This window comes from Streptomyces deserti (assembly GCF_054782695.1).
Genome location: NZ_BAAGRZ010000036.1, coordinates 1 through 17,322, shown reverse-complemented (window position 1 = coordinate 17,322; position 17,322 = coordinate 1). Strand labels below are relative to the sequence as shown.

The window sequence follows — 17,322 nt, the reverse complement described above, 5'->3', positions numbered from 1 at the left end:
CATGGCAACGGGAACTGTGAAGTGGTTCAACGCGGAGAAGGGCTTCGGCTTCATCGCCCAGGACGGCGGCGGCCCGGACGTCTTCGCGCACTACTCCGCGATCAACTCCTCGGGCTTTCGTGAGCTCCAGGAGGGCCAGGCTGTGACGTTCGACGTCACCCAGGGCCAGAAGGGTCCGCAGGCCGAGAACATCAACCTGGTCTGACCTCGCAGACCTGCCCGAGGGATCGCGCACGCTGCGTCCGTGGAGCGGCGCCCGTGCGGGCTTTGCCGCCCACCGGGCGAAGCGCCTGCTCCCGTGCCGGGCGTGCACAGGATCAGGGGCCGCGCAGCCATTGCTGCGCGGCCCCTGATGTGTTGAGGCGAGTGCGACCTCGGCCGAACTTCTTGACCTCAGTTGCTTCGAGCGTCGTACGGTTCGGGTGCCGTATGCCCTGCGCCTCGGTTCGCGCAGTTTGGAGCAGTAGACGGTCAGGTGCCCGTCCAGGCGGCGAGGAAGGCTTGCCGTCCATCCGGATCGTCCCATCTGCGGTCCGCATGCAGAACGCGCCAGGCGGTGAGCTCGAGATCTCGGAGCCACAACTCGCCGATGACCTGTGTCTTGAGGTCAGGCAAATGGTCGGACTCGGCGAGGGCTTGACCGATCACCTCCCCGGCCGCTACGCGCTGGGGCGGAGTCATCTCATCGATGGCCGAGAGGATCTGCCTGGCCAGGGCGGTTCCCTCTCCTTCCAGAGAACGCAGCACTGAGCCTTCATGTTGACGGGTAGCAGGTACGCGGTGCCCGACGACCTCCACAGGTCCGACCAGAAGCGTTCTCCCGCCTCGGTGGGGGCAGGCAGCGCGGCCAGCAGCCCGAGGAGATGGCCGGTGGCCGCATAGCCATCGGAGTGGGCGGCTGCGACGACTGCGATGCCGGCGACGCCCTCCACATCGAGCTGGCCGGCCTCGAGATGCGGAGCCAGGTCCAGTTGGTGTTCCAACTGGTCTGCGAGGGCGGTGGATACGTGGGGGCGGACCTTAGGAAGCATCGGCGATCCTTGCGCGTAGGCGAGCGGAGATGCCCGTTCGGAAGCCCTGATCTTTCCCATGGCCGGCCGTTCTACTCGGCTTGGGCAGGCCCAATTGCCCGAGGGTCAACTGGGCTGGAGTTCACGCGGTGGCGAGCCGGCCCCGGCCCCGGCGATGGCCCTGGGGCCCTGGACCGACCTCCCACGAATGCTGCCGGAGCGAGGTCTCTTAGCATTACCGCATTGCTGCCAGTGACGCCCAGTCGCACGAGGGAGAACGAGAAGCTGTGTCCCGCGACGCCGCTGAAGTCGAATACGGTCACGTCGCCTCAGCGCGTGGAAAGCGCCGTGAAGAGGGGCTACCCGACGGATCGCAAGGCGGACATGCAGGGGAGAAGGCTCACTCGGTTTCCGCACTGGTGGAGCGGGCGGCCGACCTGGCCGAACCGATCAAGCCGAAATTGCGTGGCTGGCTCCATGCCGGAATGGTCCCCGCCGCACTGATCGCGGGCGTCGTACTCATCTGCCTGGCCCGTACTCCGCAAGCAGTCCTGGCCTGCGCCGTGTACTCGGTCACCGCCTGGCTGCTGTTCGCAACGAGCGCCATCTACCACCGCGGCACCTGGGGACCACTGGGCGAGGCTCTTCTACGACGACTCGACCACGCCAACATCTTCCTGATCATCGCCGGCACCTGCACCCCCCTGGCCGTGCTCCTCCTCCCGACGGGCCAGCGGTCCATGCTGCTGTGGATCGAATGGACCGGGGCACTGGCCGGCATCGCGTTCCGGGTCCTGTGGGTCGGAGCTCCGCGATGGCTCTACACCCCGTGTTATCTGGCCCTGGGGTGGGCACCGGTGCGCTACCTGCCCGACTTCCTGCACACCGGCGGAGCAGCCGTAGTCGTCCTGATCGTTGTCGGCGGTCTCCTCTACAGCGCGGGCGCGGTCGTCTACGCTCTCCAGCGGCCCGACCCCTCACCCCGCTGGTTCGGCTACCACGAGGTCTTCCACACCCTGACCGTGGCAGCCTTCACCGCGCACTACATCGCCATCTCCCTGGCCACCTACCGACCGTGACAGCGTCCGGGCTTGCGCCGCCGGTCACACGCGTTGCCGCGTGCTGCACCGTGACGGGCCGGGCGGTGGCCGGGGCATCGGCCCGTAGCTGACCCGCGACGGAGGAGCCTCGAGTGCGAGGCGGAAGGCGTCAGAGAACGGCGAGGCCACTCCGACCTTCCGTGGCACACGGTCGGTGTCCTGGAAGCGGTCTACGTCTGCACCCCGACCACGGACCAGCCCGGCTTCGCGACGGTCGCGGTCGGCCTGCCGACCCGGCACCGGCTGGTGTTCGTCCCTCCGGGCGACGCGGCAGTCGATCCGGGGCATCTGAAGGTCGCTACGACAAGAATCGGGTCGAAATGGCGCCCTCGATCGACACGGACAGTGAACTGCTCGCAAAGGACAAGAGGGGGTCTTCGCGCACTACGAGCCGGCCTACCGAACGGGCGCGGCGACGAGTACTGCCTCGCTCGCCGCTGATGCTTCCTCCAACTTCCCCCACCACTCCGAGGATTGGTGGCAAAGGGCCTGTTCCACCTGCTCGTTATTGGTGTGGTGGTCCTGACCGCTGTCTTCGTCCTTCTCAGCCTGCGCCTGGGCCGCCTCCGGAGGCGGCTGCCCCGGTGACGCCGCCATCCCGGGCAAAGCACCCCTGGTTCGTCCGCCCAAGGGCCCGCAGAATCGGGGGACCGGAGAAGGCCCGAGTCATGGTCCGGGAATGCTCTGCCTCGTCCGCGACGGGGCGGAGGCGTTGGTGAGGTCGGCACCGGTGTCGGCGTCACGCCGGGAGTGGCCGACGCCCTGCCAGTCCAGGCACATGACCGTGGCGTCGTCCTGCAGGTGACCGTGGTTGGTGTCGACGATCGCCGCGATGAGGGTGCGGGCGGCCTCGCGGGGATGCAGCGCGCGGGTGCGCACGATCAGGTCGGGCAGATCGAGGCTGCCTGCGTTGCGCTCCAGCATGCCGTCGGTCAGCATCACCAGCCGGTCCCCCGGCCGCAGGTCCAGCGACTGGACCCGGTAGCTGTGAGGGGCATGGAAACCGAACGGCATATCGATCTTCGGAGCGATCTCCCGTACCTGTCCGTCCCGCATCCGCAGCGGCCAGGGATGCCCGGCGTTGATGAACTCGGTCTCGCCGTCGATCAGGCTGATCCGCAGAAGCTGACCGGTGACGTAGCCGTGGCGGCCGTGCTCGCGCATGGCCTGGTCGGCCTGGCGGGCCTGTTCGGCCAGGCCGGCGCCGGCCCGCCGGGCCCGGCGCAGCGCGCCCACCAGGAGGGTGGCCAGCAGCGCGGCGTCGACGTCGTGACCCATGGCATCGGTGACGGAGAGCTGGACCGTGTCCCGGTCGATCACGTAGTCGAAGGTGTCACCCCCGACGTGGTCGGCCGGCTCCAGCGCCCCGGCCACCGCGAACTGCGCAGCCTCACACACCAACGAGGACGGCAGCAGCCGGTGCTGGATCTCCGCAGCCAGGCTCAGCGGGACGGTACGGCGGCCCCACTGGTACACGTCGGTGTAGGACCGGTTCGCGATGACGATGTAAGCCAGGACGTGCGCGGTCTCGCCGATCTCCCGCATCACCTCCGCGTCCGGCGCCGCGGGCAGGAACAGTTCGAGGAGCCCGATGGCGTCCCCACGGTTGGTCACCGGGGCGACGATTCGCACCAGCGTGCCCTCGCCCTTGTCCTCCATGCTCGGGCGCTGGGTGCGGATCACGTCGTCGTACAGGGTGCCGCGCAGCGTGATGCGCCGGGCGGGTTCATCGGTGTCGACGCTGCCCGCCGCCCCCAGTCGTACGACCGAGCCGCCGGTGAAGTCGGTGATCAGGAACGACACTGAATTCGCCCCGAGACGATCCTTGAGCATGCGCGCCACTACGTCGAGCGACTCCACGGGCGCCGCGGTCTCCGCCGCTGCCAGCGTCCCCGCCAAGGTCATCGCCCTGCCCCGGCCACGTCCGTTCTCCGGAGTACGACTGGTCGGCCCACCGTCTCCAGGCTCGCATACGGTCACCGTTACTCCTTGCCGCTCGCTGGTACTCAGAGTTTCGGTCCCGGCGGCGCGAGGGCCCGCGCCAAAAGCCCGGTGCTGGGCAGATGGTATGGCACCACGGTTTCCCTTGGCCGGTGTTCCACTCGGCCAAGCGCCCGTTCCTTCTCACTGGCTGCTTGCTTGTTCTGGTCGATGAGGTGGTGCTTTACGGTGTCGGCGCACGGAGTCGCCCCGGTCGTGCCCGGTGGTCTTGTCGCTGGTGTCGGCGTACAGGTGGGTGGCTGCTGACTCCCGTGCCCGGCCGCGATGCCGGCGAGACCGTGACCGGAACCGGGGGCCGGGCGCCCGGCTGTGGCTCATGCGTCGATGATGACGGGGATGATGAGGGGCTTGCGGCGGTGGGTGCGGAACGCCCAGCTCGCCACGGCGCGGGCGAGGAGTTGTTCGAGTTGGTGCGCGTCCCCGACGCCTTCCTCGGCCGCGGTGGCCAGGGTCTTCTCGATGACGGGGATGACGGGCTCGAAGGTGGCGTCGTCGTGGACGAAGCCGCGGGCCAGGAAGTCGGGGGCCTCGGCGAGGGCGCCGGTGTCTGCGTCGACGATCGCCACGACGGTGACCACGCCTTCCTCCGCGAGGGTGAGGCGGTCCTTGAGGGAGGCTTCGGTGGCGCCGCCGACTTCCATGCCGTCCACGTAGACGTTGCCGGCGGGGACCTTGCCGGTGATGGACGCGCGCCCGTCGACGAGGTCGACGACGACACCGTCCTCGGCGATGACGACCCGGTCGGGGTCGACGCCGGTACGGATGGCGAGGTCGCCGTTGGCCCGCAGGTGGCGCCATTCGCCGTGCACGGGCATGACGTTGCGGGGTTTGACGATGTTGTAGCAGTAGACGAGTTCGCCGGCGCTGGCGTGCCCGGAGACGTGCACCTTGGCGTTGCCCTTGTGGACCACGTGGGCGCCCCACCGGGTGAGTCCGTTGATCACCCTGTAGATGGCGTTCTCGTTGCCGGGGATGAGGGAGCTGGCGAGCAGGACGGTGTCGCCCTTGCCGATGCGGATCATGTGGTCGCGGTTGGCCATCCGCGACAGCGCGGCCATCGGTTCGCCCTGGGAGCCGGTGCACACCAGAGTGATCTTGTGGTCCGGGAGCTTCTCCAGCTCCTTCGTGCTCACGACCAGACCGGACGGGACCTTCAGATAGCCCAGGTCACGGGCGATGCCCATGTTGCGAACCATCGACCGGCCCACGAAGGCGACCTTGCGGCCGTGCTCGTGGGCGGCGTCCAGGACCTGCTGGATGCGGTGCACATGGCTGGCGAAGCTGGAGACGATGACCCGGCGCGGCGCGGTCCGCATCACCTGCTCGATCGCCGGATTCAGCTCACGCTCGGAGGTGGTGAAGCCGGGTACCTCGGCGTTGGTGGAGTCGGTGAGGAACAGGTCCACACCCTCCTCACCGAGGCGGGCGAAGGCGCGCAGATCGGTGATGCGGTCGTCGAGGGGGAACTGGTCCATCTTGAAGTCGCCGGTGTGCAGCACCATCCCGGCGCCGGTGCGGATCGCGACCGCGAGGCTGTCCGGGATGGAGTGGTTGACCGCGACGAACTCGCAGTCGAAGGGCCCGAAGCCGCGTCGGTCGCCCTCCCGCACCCGCACTGTGCGTGGCCGGATGCCGTGTTCCTTGAGCTTGGCCTCCAGGAACGCCAGCGTCAGCTTCGAGCCGACGACGGGAATGTCCGCCCGCTCGCGCAGCAGATACGGCACGCCGCCGATGTGGTCCTCGTGCCCGTGGGTGAGCACCACGGCCACGATGTCGTCCAGCCGGTCCCGGATCGAGGTGAAGTCCGGCAGGATCACGTCCACGCCGGGCTGGGTCTCCTCGGGGAACAGCACGCCGCAGTCGACGATGAGCAGCTTTCCGGCGTGCTCGAAGACGGTCATGTTGCGGCCGATCTCACCCAGGCCGCCCAGGGCGATGACCCGCAGCCCTCCTTCGGGCAGGGGAGGGGCGGCTTTGAGGTCGGGGTGTGGATGACTCATACCTCGACGTTACCCGCAGAGCGGAACGAGATGATCTGTTGCCTGTGTGATCTCTCTGTGACAACGGGTGAGACGGCGAGGTCCCGCTGAGGAACATCCTGAGGGGACCTCGATGCGACATACTTTCCCGATGAGTTCACGCACTTCCCCGATCAGCCGGCCGATCACGATACGGAGGGCCGTCGCGCGGGATGCCAAACGGCTCACGCGGCTCGTGCGCGGCTCAGGCGCCTACGAGGGTAAGTACGCAGCCGCAGTCGAGGGTTACCGGGTCGGTCCTGATTACATCGAGGCCCACCGGGCCTTCGTAGCTGTCGGCGCGGACGAGCATGGAGGCCGGGTCCTCGGGTTCTACTCGCTCGTCCTCGCTCCACCGGAGCTCGATCTGCTGTTCGTCGCCGACGAAGCGCAAGGACGGGGTATTGGACGACTGCTCGTCGCGCACATGCAGTCCGAGGCCCGTGCCGCTGGGCTCGACCGTGTCAAGGTCGTGTCGCATCTTCCCGCCGAGGACTTCTACCACCGCGTCGGTGCGGTGCGGACCGGGACCGCGCTCGCATACCCGCCCGCCGTGCCGTGGGACCGTCCCGAATTCGAGTTTCGCATTCCGTCGGCCTGACGCGGTGTGCCGGTTCGCAGAGCACCGGCTTCTGAACCGCTCCGGGTTTGATGGAGTCCCTGATGTGCCCCGGGTCTGATGGAGTCGAGTTGCTGGAGAATTGACCGTCCAGCAGCACCCGGAGGCTGTCATGCCCCGTAGTTACCCTCCCGAGTTCCGCCGCAAGGTCCTGGATCTGGTCGAATCCGGCCGCAAGGTCGCTGAAGTCGCCCAACTTCTGGGGATCAGCGAGCAGACCATCTATGTGTGGCGGCGTCAGCGGCTGATTGACACTGGTCAGCTGCCCGGCACCACGACCGCCGAGAACGCCGAACTGGCCGCCGCACGACGGCGGATCACCGAACTGGAAGCGGAGGTGAAGATCCACCGCAGGGCTGCCGAACTCCTCGGCGAAACGACCTCCCCAAAAGGCGGTTCGAAGCGATCGACGTGATGGCCGGAGAGGGCCTTCCGGTGCAGCTGGCCTCCCGGGTCCTGCACGTGGCAGAGTCCGGCTACTACGCCTGGCGCAACCGGCCGCCCTCGCCCCGCATGATCAGGCACGCGTGGCTGACCGAAGCCATCACCAGCATCCACACCGCCTCGCGTGGCACGTACGGATCCCGGCGTATCCACGCCGAACTCGACCTCGGATTAGGCGTTCACGTCAGCCACGGCACGGTGGAACTGCTCATGCACCGCGCCCAGATCCACGGGCTGCCTGGCAACCGGCGGCCGCGGACACGGCACGAGACCCCGTCGTCGAGCGACCTGGTGGAGCGGAACTTCCGCCGCACCGCCAAGGACCAACTGTGGGTCACCGACATCACCGAACACCCCACCCGGGAAGGCAAGGTCTACTGCGCAGTCGTCCTGGACGCCTACTCACGTCGCGTCGTCGGCTGGTCCATCGACAGCTCAGCCACCGCCGCACTGGCCACCAACGCGCTGAGCATGGCGATCGGTAACCGCTCTCCGCATCCCGGCGGCACAATCATCCATTCCGATCACGGGGTGCAGTTCACCTCCTGGGCGTTCACCGAACGTGCCAGAGCCACCGGTCTGGTGGCCTCGATGGGCTCGATCGGTGACTGTGCGGACAACGCGCTGATGGAGTCCTTCTGGGGCCGGGTGCAAACCGAACTCTTCAATCGCCGGCGCTGGCGAACCCGACTGGAGCTTTCCACGGCGCTCTTCGAGTACCTCGAGATCTTCCACAACCGGCAACGCAGGCACTCCGCGCTGGGAATGCTCACACCGATTCAGTACGAGCTGAACCAACCGCCTGTAGCGTGAAACCCAGCGACGCAACTCTATGCAAGCCGGGGCACATCATGATGCAGAACCCCCGCTGGCGCGTGTCAGTCGGGGGTTCACACGTGCGGAGTCGGGGTTCGCCGGGCGGCCTTGGGATCTGCCAGGGAGCGGCTGCGATCGGGATGCGCCTAGGAAGTCGATGGTTGGGTCGAGCATCGCGGATGCGCACGCTGGGCGAGGGACTCGCCGTACCAGACGGCGGACTCCTCGTCCCGTCAGTCGCTTCTCGTCACTGCGACCCTGCGGGCAGCAGCGTCGCGGTGATGGGTTCGAGCTCGGTGACCAGCTCGTCGAGCTCGGCAGGAGAGAGGGCGTCGTACGGCAGTGCTGCGAGCTCGTCGGTCAGGGCTTCGATGCGTTGCTTTGTCTCGCGGCCGGCGTCGGTGAACCGGCCGTCGGCGTCGACGAGCCCGCGCTCGCGCGGGGCGGAGCCGTGGCCGGCATCGACGGCCACGTATCCGGTGCGCTTCGAGAGTTGGGAAAACCTCAAGCCCGCCCCGCGGCCGACGGTGTCGTACCCGATCCGGTTCGACCACTGATGGACACGGCAGCATCCCCCGGCGTGGCGAGGGCCCGGCTCTCTTGCCGCAACGGGGCGGGGCTTTCACGCTGCGGATCACGGGGCGCGGGGGAGTGGGGGAGTGATGGCAACACGACGACGGCGCCGGCGGTTGAGGAAGCGCACGCGCCGGCAGCTACAGGGCTGGGGCATTGTCGCGGCGGTGGTCACCGTGGTGTGGCTGGCGGGCAACTGGGCGACGGTGTGGCCGGTTCTGGTGGCCGTGCTCTCCGCGATCGTGGTGGTCGGGGGCGGCTGGGGGTTGTGGCGCGCGCACCGGGACGCGGTAGGGCAGGACCGGAAGTGGCGGGCGCTGGAGGAGGCGAAAGCCCGTGAGCCGTCGATGGCGGAGGTCGACGCGCTGTCCTGGCAGGAATTCGAGGCTTACGTCGCTGATCTGTGCCGCAGGGACGGCTGCACGAAGGTTGTCGTCAGCGGCCGGAGCGGCGACCTGGGTGCCGATGTCGTCGGTCACCTCCCGGACGGCCGCAAACTGGACGGGATCGCTGTCCCACACGACCACTTCCACGACGGCGCCAATGACGCGCAGTTCCATCAGCACGAGGCCAGGGGCGTACTTGCGGGCGTTGGTGACGAGCTCGCTGACCACCAGTTGGGTCAGGTCCATCGCGCGAGCGGACACCGGCAGGCCGTGCTCCGCCTGGACACGGGTGAGGAAGTCCACCGCCCGGTGGCGGGCCTCAGCGATCACGTGCCCGTCACGGCCGCAGGCCCGCCCCAGCGCGGGGTGAGTTCGCGCTGCCCAGGACGATCACCCCGCGCTGGCCGCCGTCGAGGGCTTCGCCGATCTCGACTTGCCCGAGCAGCTCCTGGCCGAACTCGGCAGGCAGGTGTGACCGCACCGTTCCCGATCCAGGGAGCGACGCTGCCGAACTCGTTGGCGGGCCGTGACGTCCTGGGCCGCAGACGTCGCGAGAGCGCCTCGGCAAACCAGCCACGCCGTCGGGACGCTGGTCAGGCCGATGAGGACTGCTCCGGTAAAGGTCATGTCCGGGGCACCGAAGCGGCCCACGCCAGGCAGGCGAGGGCAACTGCGAAGACGGCACCGCGCAGCACACTGATCCGCGGCCTCTGCCAGGGCCGTCTCCGCGTCGGCTGCGTGGGGGCACCGAGGGCGAGGCCGATTCCTGGACCGCTCGCGGACGCGGTCCTGGACGGTCGAAGAACGCGTCAGCTGCCCCGAAGACCGACCGCCAGCGTCAGTTCAAGGACCCGGTGCGGCGATGCGAGATCCGGAAACAGCTCCCGCAGCTGCGACATCCGGTACCGGACGGTCTGGGGATGGACGAACAACGCCGCCGCCACCTCATCCCGCCTGCCCTGGTGCAGCAGCCACGCCCGCAACGTCTCCTCCAGCCGCCGCGCGGTTGCGACAGGCAAGGTCCGCAACGGTGCGAGGGCTCGGGCACGCAGGTCTGCGAACGCGTCCACGTCGGCGCTCAGCACCAGCTCGGGCAGGTGGTCCTCGGTGTCGCGAATATCAGAGGAGAGGGAGCGCGCGCGTACGGCTCGTGCGTACGAGGCGGACGCACGAGTCCATGGCCGGGCCGGGCCGACCACGGCGGTGCGGTCGGTCAGCCGCCGCAAGAGATGTGATCGGTCGGCATCGGGGACGAGCAGCACACCGGTGGCGTCCGGCAGATCGTCGAGGACGAGGGTGCCTGGGTCGAGCGCGCGGTAGGCAGGCCGGGCCTGGGCGGCGGGCAGCAGGACCGCGGTCAGCGAAACCGGAGGCTGCCACCCGGCCCGTTGAGCAGAGGCCAGCAGCACGTCCGGGCTGGCGCCGGCGAGGAGGTCGCGGGCCAGGTGTTCCAGGTGGCGCTCGTGCGCCCGGCCCTGGGCGGCCAGTTCGTCGGCGTGGCCCGCGGCGCTCGCGGCGGAGAGCTCGTCGATGTAGGCGAAGGTCAGCTCGGCGAACTTGGCGACCTCGGCGGCGGGCAGACCTGCGGGTACGGCACCCGCTGCCAGGCATCGCCAGGCCACGCGGGCGCCGACGCGGTAGGCGCTGAGCAGGGCGTCCATCGAACGGCCGTCGCGGACCTCGCCTCGGCCCAGCTCGTAGGCTGCGTCACCGGCGTCGCCGCCTGTGGCGTTCCCGCTCGCGAGGTCCAGGTAGTGACCCAGGGCGGTGCGGACGGCTCGGCGGATGGTGGCGCCCATGTGGCCCGACAGGGCGTTGGCGTAGGGAGGGACCTCGTCGATGATCGCCTGGACGACCTCGTCGGCGGTGGTCTTCAGCGCGGCCCGCAGTGCGGTGACCGTCGTCTCATCCAGGGCCAGTTCGCTGGCCCTCCGGATTGCATGGCTCACGTTTTGTTCCCTGCGAACAATTCAGCCGACCAGATTCACATCGTGCGGTCAGGACTTTACGCCTTGAGGCGCAGCAAGCTGGAGTCATGACGAGTGCAGCCCTGCGCAGCAGGGCGTGGAAACTGCTGGAGATGGTCACGACGCCGCTGCTGCCGTCGGACTACCTCGACCTGGTCAGCCCGCTGCGTGCGGGCGCTGACCTGCGTGGGCGCATCGAGGCCGTGCACCCCGAGACGGGTGACGCCGCGACTATCGTGATCAGGCCGGGACGGGGCTGGCGCGGCCACACGGCCGGTCAGTACGTGCGGATCGGCATCGACGTCGACGGGGTGCGCCTATGGCGTGCCTACTCCATTACCTCGCCGACAAACCGCCAGGACGGCCGCGTCACGATCACCGTGAAGGCGATCCCGGACGGCAAGGTCAGCAACCACCTGGTCCGCAGGGCGAAACCGGGCACGCTGATCCAGCTCGACCAGGCGACCGGTGACTTCGTGCTCCCGCAGGCCAAGCCCGCCAAGGTGCTCTACCTGACGGCCGGCAGCGGCATCACGCCCGTGATGGGCATGCTGCGCGACACCGAGTTCAACGACGTCGTCATGGTCCACTGCGCGCCGCAGCCGCGAGACGTGATCTTCCGCAACGAACTGCACGACTTGGTCGCGGAGAGGAAGCTGCGGCTCACCGAGGTGCACACCGACACCGACGGGATGCTCGACATCGCCCGTCTCGACGAACTCGTGCCCGACTGGGCCGAGCGCGAGACCTGGGCTTGCGGGCCCGCGGGCCTGCTCGACGCCGCCGAAGAGCACTGGAGCGAGCACGGCGTCCCAGAGCGCCTGCACACCGAACGTTTCCGCCCCAGCATCGTCGTCGCCGGTGACGGCGGCGAGGTCACGTTCAGCGCCACCGGCAAGACCGTCGACGCGGACGGCACCACGCCGTTGCTGGACGTCGGCGAGGAGGCCGGCGTGCTCATGCCCTCCGGGTGCCGCATGGGCATCTGCTTCGGCTGCGTCACGCCGCTCAAGGCGGGCGCCGTCCGCGACCTGCGCACCGGCGAGATCACCGAGGCCGAGCCGGGCGTCCTCATCCAGCCCTGCGTGTCCGCCGCGGCGGGCCCCTGCGACATCGAACGGTAGGAGCACCTTGACCGCCATCGACCCCACCGCCCACCTGAGTGCGGAGCAGATCGAGGAGCTCGGCCGCGAGCTGGACGCGATCCGCGACGAGGTGATCGCCGGCCGCGGCGAGAAGGACGCCGCCTACATCCGCAAGGTCATCTCGGCGCAGCGCAAGCTCGAGCTGGTCAGCAGGGGCGTGCTGCTGTTCTCGATCTTCCCGCCCGCGTGGCTGTTCGGCACCGCCGGTCTGTCCGTGGCGAAGATCATGGACAACATGGAGATCGGTCACAACATCCTGCATGGCCAGTGGGACTGGATGCGGGACCCGAAGATCCACTCCACCACCTGGGAGTGGGATCACGTCTCGCCGGCCGATCAGTGGAAGCACTCGCACAACGAGCTGCACCACACGTACACCAACGTGATCGGCAAGGACAATGACCTCGGCTACGGCATCATGCGCGTCGACGAGGACCAGAAGTGGCACCCGTTCCACCTCGGCCAGCCGCTGTGGAACTTCATAAACGCCTGCTTCTTCGAGTACGGCATCGCCGCCTACGACCTCGAACTCGGCAAGAACCTGCACAAGCGCCGCCGCAAGAACCCGGAGTTCCGCGCGCGGGCCAAGGCCGTGGGCCGCAAGATCCGCAAGCAGGTGCTCAAGGACTACGTGGTCCACCCGCTGCTGTCGGGCCCGTCGTTCCTCCCCACGCTCGCCGCCACGTTCACCGCGAACCTGGTCCGCAACATCTGGTCCCACTCGGTCATCATGTGCGGACACTTCCCCGAGGGCGTACAGGTCTTCGAGCGCCGGTCGATCAAGGGCGAGACGCGCGGCCAGTGGTACCTGCGCCAGATGATGGGCTCGGCGAACATCAGCGGCAGCAAGGCCATGCACTTCATGACCGGCAACCTCTCGCACCAGATCGAGCACCACCTGTTCCCCGATCTGCCGAGCAACCGGTACGCCGAGGTCGCGGTGAAGGTGCGCGCGCTGTTCGAAAAGTACGAGCTGGAGTACGTCACCGGGCCGCTGCCCAAGCAGGTGTTCTCCGCGTGGCGCAAGGTCTTCCGGCTCTCGCTGCCGAACAAGAAGCCCAAGGTCAAAACGCCGGCCCGCGAGCAGGAGCTCGTCGCGGCCTGATTCCCGGTGTTGGTTCAGATCCTTCGGCCGTTCCGGCGGCACCGCCGGGTTCGGTGAGATCCGTTGCGGACGGTGGGCAACCGCGACATCAGACCGTACGACACGGGATCCGGGACAGCCCGGTGTCACAGCTGCACTGCTGCCTGGACGTGCGCCAGGAGCCCAACACACAGTGGCGAGGTGTTGTAGTGCGCTGACCTGCCATGGTCGGGCCGAAAGTCGGGGCGTACGCTCGCTTTGCCGACGGGCGGGCTGAGCGGAAGGCATGGGGCTGTGACGCCGGCGCTGCCGGAACCGATGCTCGCCGCCCCTGTCCGCCCCGGCTCTGCTGCCGGGGTGGGCGGGTGAGCCGAAATTATGGATGGGGTTTGGTTCTGTCCGTTGTCCGCTGCGGGCATGGGCCAGGACCCTCTGGTGTGAAGGGCCCGGATTGCCCGCGCCGCGAGCGCCGCCCGTCGCAGCCTCAAGTTCTTCTCTCAGCTGCTGGTTCTCCAAGGTGATCCGCTGGATGTGGCAGGCGGGGAGTGTCGCCATCAGGCACATAAGTCACGACCAGAGGGACTTCGGTGGCCTGAAACGCCGCGTCTTGCCTCGCCACCTCGCCGGCGATGACTTCTTTTCAGGTCACGCGCTGTCGGCGTGCAGGGCCGGGTAGTCGGTGTAGCCGCGATGGTCGCCGCCGGTGGCCTCATCGGGGGTGTTGTAGGGACCGCCGGCTGCGAGGCGGGCGGGCAGGTCCGGGTTGGCCCGGAACAGCGCGCCGCAGGCGATGATGTCCGCGGTGCCGTCCTCGATGCGGGCGACAGCGCCGGGGCCGGTGGGCTCGGGGTGGGTGAAGGGGTTGAGGACGAACGCCGTCGGCCAGTCCTTGCGCAGCCGGGCAGCCAGGTTGCGGTCCGGGCTCTCGACCAGGTGCAGGTAGGCGAGGTCCAGCCGGGCGAGACCGGCGATCAGGGTGGTCTAGGTTTCCAGCACGTCCGCCGGGCCGGTCTCGGCGATGTCGTTGCAGGGGTTGCCGGGAGAGATGCGGAAGCCGGTCCGGTGGCCGCCGATCGCCTCCGCGACAGCCGTGGCGACCTCGATACCGAAGCGCACCCTGTCCGCGGCCCCGCCTCCCCAGCTGTTGGTGCGCAGATTGGTGTTGGGGGCGAGGAACTGGTGGATCAGGTAGCCGTTCGCCCCGTGGATCTCCACGCCGTCGAAACCGGCGGCGATCGCGTTGCGCGCAGCGTCGGCGTAGTCGGCGATCGTCTGGGCGATGTCGCCCTGGTCCAGTTCCTTGGGCGTGACGTAGTCCTGGGGGCCCTGGTAGGTGAAGACCTGGCCCGTCGCCGCGACGGCGGAGGGGGCGACGGGGATGAGTCCGTCGGGCAGCAGGCTGGGGTGGCTGATCCGGCCGGTGTGCATCAGCTGCGCGAAGATCGTGCCGCCTTGGGCGTGGACGGCGCCGGTCACCTTCCGCCAGGCGTCGACCTGCTGGGCGGAGTGCAGGCCGGGGGTGTTGGTGTAGCCCTGGCCGGCCACCGACGGCTGGATGCCCTCGGTGATGATCAGGCCGGCGCTCGCACGCTGGGCGTAATAGGTGGCCATCAGCTCCGTCGCGGTGGCTGGGGAAGCGTCGGCACGGCTGAGGGTCAATTGGGCAACCTCTCGCGGTCAGGCCCGGGCTCCCTGGATGTCTACCGGCGGTCACTTGCAGCAATCGCAGCCTGGGCGGCAGCCACACTCCCCGTCCGTCTCAGTTCCGATGGCCGGGACCGCCGGTCCGTGTGGCGCTTTACAGCAGCGCGCCTCCGATCAGGACGCTCGATGTGGAGATCTCAGCAGGTCGAGTGGAACTCGCTCAGCAGCTGCAGGACTTGATGGCGGCCGTTTGCCAGAATGAAGATTCGAAGGCGTTCGTGTGAGTACCGACGTAGGACAGCCGGTGTGGCGGGCCACTCGAGTGTCCGTCATGGTCGGTCACGAGCGGACGAGGAATTGACTCGTTGTCAGCTCGTCCAGGTCAGGTTGAGCGCCGGTTCGGACGATGCCTTCCGGGACTGATCGGGCCGTGCCGTTGTGCCGGGACCAGTGGGACGGTTGGGCAACACCGTTCCGGACGGGGGTCTGACTCATGACACCTTTGACCGAAGTGTCTTGTCACGGACTTGTCGGCTGCCGTTGCGGGATGGTGCCTGCTGTCACCGAGCCACAGGGCGTGTCCCAATAGGGGCCTTGCCGTCAATCAGGCGCCATCACGGTTCAGACCACCCGACCAGGCCGGTGCCAGCCACCCAGCACGTCACCATGCGGGAGGCGGACCACCATGACATCCAGACAACGCAGCCCCCACTCCACCAGCACAGGCCCGCCCGCTTGGGGCGAGGTCGTCCTGGGGGTGGACACGCACGGCGAGGTCCATGTCGCCGCCGTTCTCTGCCCGCTGAGTCAGATCCTGGGTACGTCCTTTCCGGCCACGGCGGTCGGATACCGTCGGCTGCTCGCCTGGGCCCGCAAGCTGGGGACGGTGCGCCGGGCCGGTGTGGAGGGTACCGGCACCTTCGGCGCGGGCCTGTCCCGTTACCTGCTGGCGCAGCACGTTCAGGTGTTCGAGGTGAACCGGCCCGACCGCTCGGCCCGTCGTCTGCTCGGGAAGTCGGACCCGCTCGATGCGCAGGCTGCTGCGCGGGCCGTGCTCAGTGGCCGTGCCCGGGCGCGGGCCAAAACCGGCGACGGTCCGGTGCAGAGCGCCCGGATGTTCAAAATCGCCAAGGACTCCGCGGTCAAGGCCCGTACCCAGGCGATCAACCAGCTCAAGGCCATCCTGGTTGTAGCCGACCCAGCTCTGCGGGAGCGGCTGTCCGACCTGGGTAACCGCGAGCTGTTCCGCACCTGCGCGTGCCTCAGCCCGCGCGACGGCGAGGGCGACGAGCATGCCGTCGCCCAGGCCACTCGCATCACCCTGAGGCTGCTGGCCGAGCGCATCGAGCAGCTCACGGGGCAGATCGATGAGCTGAATCAGCGACTGACCGGGCTCGTCGAACGCCATGCCCCGCAGCTGCTCGCGCCGGTTGGTATCGGCCCGGACTCCGCTGTCACGCTCCTGATCACCATGGGCGACAACCCTGAGCGGCTGAGCACCGAGGCGTCCTTCGCCGCCCTGTGCGGGGTCAGTCCCATCGAGTACTCCTCGGGCCGGCAGAGCTCGCGTCGCCTCAACCACGGCGGCGACCGGCAGGCGAATGCCGCTCTGCACCGCATCGTGTTCACCCGGCTGCGCCACGACCCGCGTACCCAGGCGTACTACGAGCGCCGCACCCAGGAAGGCAAAGCCCGTCGTGAGATCATCCGTTGCCTCAAGCGATATGCCGCCCGCGAGGTCTTCAGCCTGGTCCGGACGGTGTCCACCGACCCCCCGTTATAGGGGCGTCCGTACTCGGCCAGCAGCTCCCGTACGTCCTCCATCGACCCGCCCCGTGCATCGTGTCTGCCGGGCACCACGCCCGGAGGAGCGATTGTCGCCCACACCCGGACACGACGCGCGGTGATCAGAGAGATCCGTCCACACCCACCTGGGATCTCGCGCGTGAGCCGCTCGCCGCCTTGTGCTTCCCGGCCGGGCATCGGGCCGTCCGCGGGTGTTGACCATAGGCACGCTTCGCCCTGCATGAGCCATCGGCGCACCTGCCGGGCGATAGGGGCTGTCGTGACAGGTGAGGCCCCCCGTCTGCTTGCTCCGGCGGGGGGCCTGTGTAGACGGGACCTGATACGACGAAGCCCGCTGGCTTGCTGCGGCGGGGCGTCGTCGTGCAGTTGGTCATGACGGATTGGGGCTTGCGCTGGAAGCTGCGTTGTACTCCGGCTCGCCGCTCTCAAGTACGCGGAGGAGCGAGGCGGTGACGACGCGGGCGGTGCGGCCAATCGTTAGCACGCGGCATGGGAATTCTCCGCGGCGAATGAGGTCGTAGCTCTTCGATCTCGACAAGCCGAACGCCTGGGCGGCGGCCTCGACGCTCGCCGTCCCACTCCAGGTGGCGCGGATGCGCTCGGGGCTGAACTGAGCGTTTTCCAACCTCAGTTTGAGCAGGTCAGGTGCAGGGTGAGGACGGCCTGAACAAGGCTGGTGATGCGGGTGGTGGAGCATCGCAGCTTGCGC

Annotated in this window: 12 protein-coding genes and 6 pseudogenes; 10 read left to right on the top strand and 8 right to left on the bottom strand. The window is 68.5% G+C overall.

Translation table 11 applies throughout. The annotated features are described in order from the left end of the window. The first annotated feature begins 1 nt into the window (after window position 1). On the top strand, window positions 2–205 hold the full coding sequence (locus ACYVMZ_RS34685) for a cold-shock protein (protein ID WP_006143223.1): 204 nt from the start codon (window positions 2–4) through the stop codon (window positions 203–205). Between the two features lie 266 nt (window positions 206–471). Here the strand turns inward: ACYVMZ_RS34685 and ACYVMZ_RS34680 are convergent, their stop codons facing one another. Then, entirely contained in the window at window positions 472–747 is a 276-nt protein-coding gene (locus ACYVMZ_RS34680) for a hypothetical protein (protein ID WP_461086859.1), read from the bottom strand. A 679-nt stretch (window positions 748–1,426) separates the two neighbouring features. On the opposite strand from ACYVMZ_RS34680, the gene trhA reads away from it, so the two are divergent. Beyond that, window positions 1,427–2,089, top strand: coding sequence for a PAQR family membrane homeostasis protein TrhA (trhA, locus tag ACYVMZ_RS34675; RefSeq protein ID WP_461086899.1), 663 nt, complete (start codon window positions 1,427–1,429; stop codon window positions 2,087–2,089). A 687-nt stretch (window positions 2,090–2,776) separates the two neighbouring features. Here trhA and ACYVMZ_RS34670 read toward each other — a convergent pair. Continuing rightward, window positions 2,777–4,015, bottom strand: coding sequence for a PP2C family protein-serine/threonine phosphatase (locus tag ACYVMZ_RS34670; protein WP_461086858.1), 1,239 nt, complete (start codon window positions 4,013–4,015; stop codon window positions 2,777–2,779). A 410-nt stretch (window positions 4,016–4,425) separates the two neighbouring features. Beyond that, window positions 4,426–6,111, bottom strand: a complete 1,686-nt coding sequence (locus tag ACYVMZ_RS34665) for a ribonuclease J (protein WP_461086857.1) — start codon at window positions 6,109–6,111, stop codon at window positions 4,426–4,428. 130 nt (window positions 6,112–6,241) lie between these two features. On the opposite strand from ACYVMZ_RS34665, the gene ACYVMZ_RS34660 reads away from it, so the two are divergent. Both ACYVMZ_RS34660 and ACYVMZ_RS34655 read left to right on the top strand, forming a co-directional pair. Next, window positions 6,242–6,730 (top strand): GNAT family N-acetyltransferase, encoded by a 489-nt coding sequence (locus ACYVMZ_RS34660; protein WP_461086856.1) that lies wholly within the window; start codon window positions 6,242–6,244, stop codon window positions 6,728–6,730. 130 nt (window positions 6,731–6,860) lie between these two features. Next, window positions 6,861–8,005: pseudogene (locus ACYVMZ_RS34655) on the top strand (IS3 family transposase). 250 nt (window positions 8,006–8,255) lie between these two features. On the opposite strand, the gene ACYVMZ_RS34650 reads toward ACYVMZ_RS34655, so the two are convergent. Beyond that, entirely contained in the window at window positions 8,256–8,480 is a 225-nt protein-coding gene (locus ACYVMZ_RS34650) for a helix-turn-helix domain-containing protein (protein ID WP_461086855.1), read from the bottom strand. A 190-nt stretch (window positions 8,481–8,670) separates the two neighbouring features. Here ACYVMZ_RS34650 and ACYVMZ_RS34645 point away from each other — a divergent pair. Next, window positions 8,671–9,003 (top strand): annotated as a pseudogene (locus ACYVMZ_RS34645) (restriction endonuclease); the annotation flags it as partial. A 78-nt stretch (window positions 9,004–9,081) separates the two neighbouring features. On the opposite strand, the pseudogene ACYVMZ_RS34640 reads toward ACYVMZ_RS34645, so the two are convergent. After that, window positions 9,082–9,327 (bottom strand): annotated as a pseudogene (locus tag ACYVMZ_RS34640) (ATP-binding protein); the annotation flags it as partial. Here ACYVMZ_RS34640 and ACYVMZ_RS34635 point away from each other — a divergent pair. Continuing rightward, window positions 9,279–9,525: pseudogene (locus ACYVMZ_RS34635) on the top strand (DEAD/DEAH box helicase); the annotation flags it as partial. The pseudogenes ACYVMZ_RS34640 and ACYVMZ_RS34635 sit on opposite strands and share 49 nt — an antisense overlap. Window positions 9,526–9,776: 251 nt before the next feature. Here ACYVMZ_RS34635 and ACYVMZ_RS34630 read toward each other — a convergent pair. Next, entirely contained in the window at window positions 9,777–10,916 is a 1,140-nt protein-coding gene (locus ACYVMZ_RS34630) for a PucR family transcriptional regulator (RefSeq protein WP_461086854.1), read from the bottom strand. A gap of 86 nt (window positions 10,917–11,002) precedes the next feature. Between ACYVMZ_RS34630 and ACYVMZ_RS34625 the strand changes: the two genes are divergently transcribed. The 3 genes from ACYVMZ_RS34625 to ACYVMZ_RS34615 are packed head-to-tail and all read left to right on the top strand — an operon-like array spanning window position 11,003 to window position 13,440. Beyond that, complete coding sequence (locus tag ACYVMZ_RS34625) at window positions 11,003–12,058, top strand: ferredoxin reductase (RefSeq protein WP_461086853.1); 1,056 nt, start codon at window positions 11,003–11,005, stop codon at window positions 12,056–12,058. 7 nt (window positions 12,059–12,065) lie between these two features. Beyond that, entirely contained in the window at window positions 12,066–13,184 is a 1,119-nt protein-coding gene (locus ACYVMZ_RS34620; RefSeq protein WP_461086852.1) for a fatty acid desaturase family protein, read from the top strand. Between the two features lie 58 nt (window positions 13,185–13,242). Beyond that, a complete protein-coding gene (locus ACYVMZ_RS34615; RefSeq protein ID WP_461086898.1) occupies window positions 13,243–13,440 on the top strand; it encodes a DUF6207 family protein in 198 nt (65 codons plus the stop codon). 368 nt (window positions 13,441–13,808) lie between these two features. Here ACYVMZ_RS34615 and ACYVMZ_RS34610 read toward each other — a convergent pair. After that, window positions 13,809–14,831, bottom strand: a pseudogene (locus ACYVMZ_RS34610) (alkene reductase); the annotation flags it as partial. Between the two features lie 661 nt (window positions 14,832–15,492). Here ACYVMZ_RS34610 and ACYVMZ_RS34605 point away from each other — a divergent pair. After that, on the top strand, window positions 15,493–16,590 hold the full coding sequence (locus ACYVMZ_RS34605; protein WP_461086851.1) for an IS110 family RNA-guided transposase: 1,098 nt from the start codon (window positions 15,493–15,495) through the stop codon (window positions 16,588–16,590). 650 nt (window positions 16,591–17,240) lie between these two features. Here ACYVMZ_RS34605 and ACYVMZ_RS34600 read toward each other — a convergent pair. Further along, window positions 17,241–17,322 (bottom strand): annotated as a pseudogene (locus ACYVMZ_RS34600) (IS5/IS1182 family transposase); the annotation flags it as partial.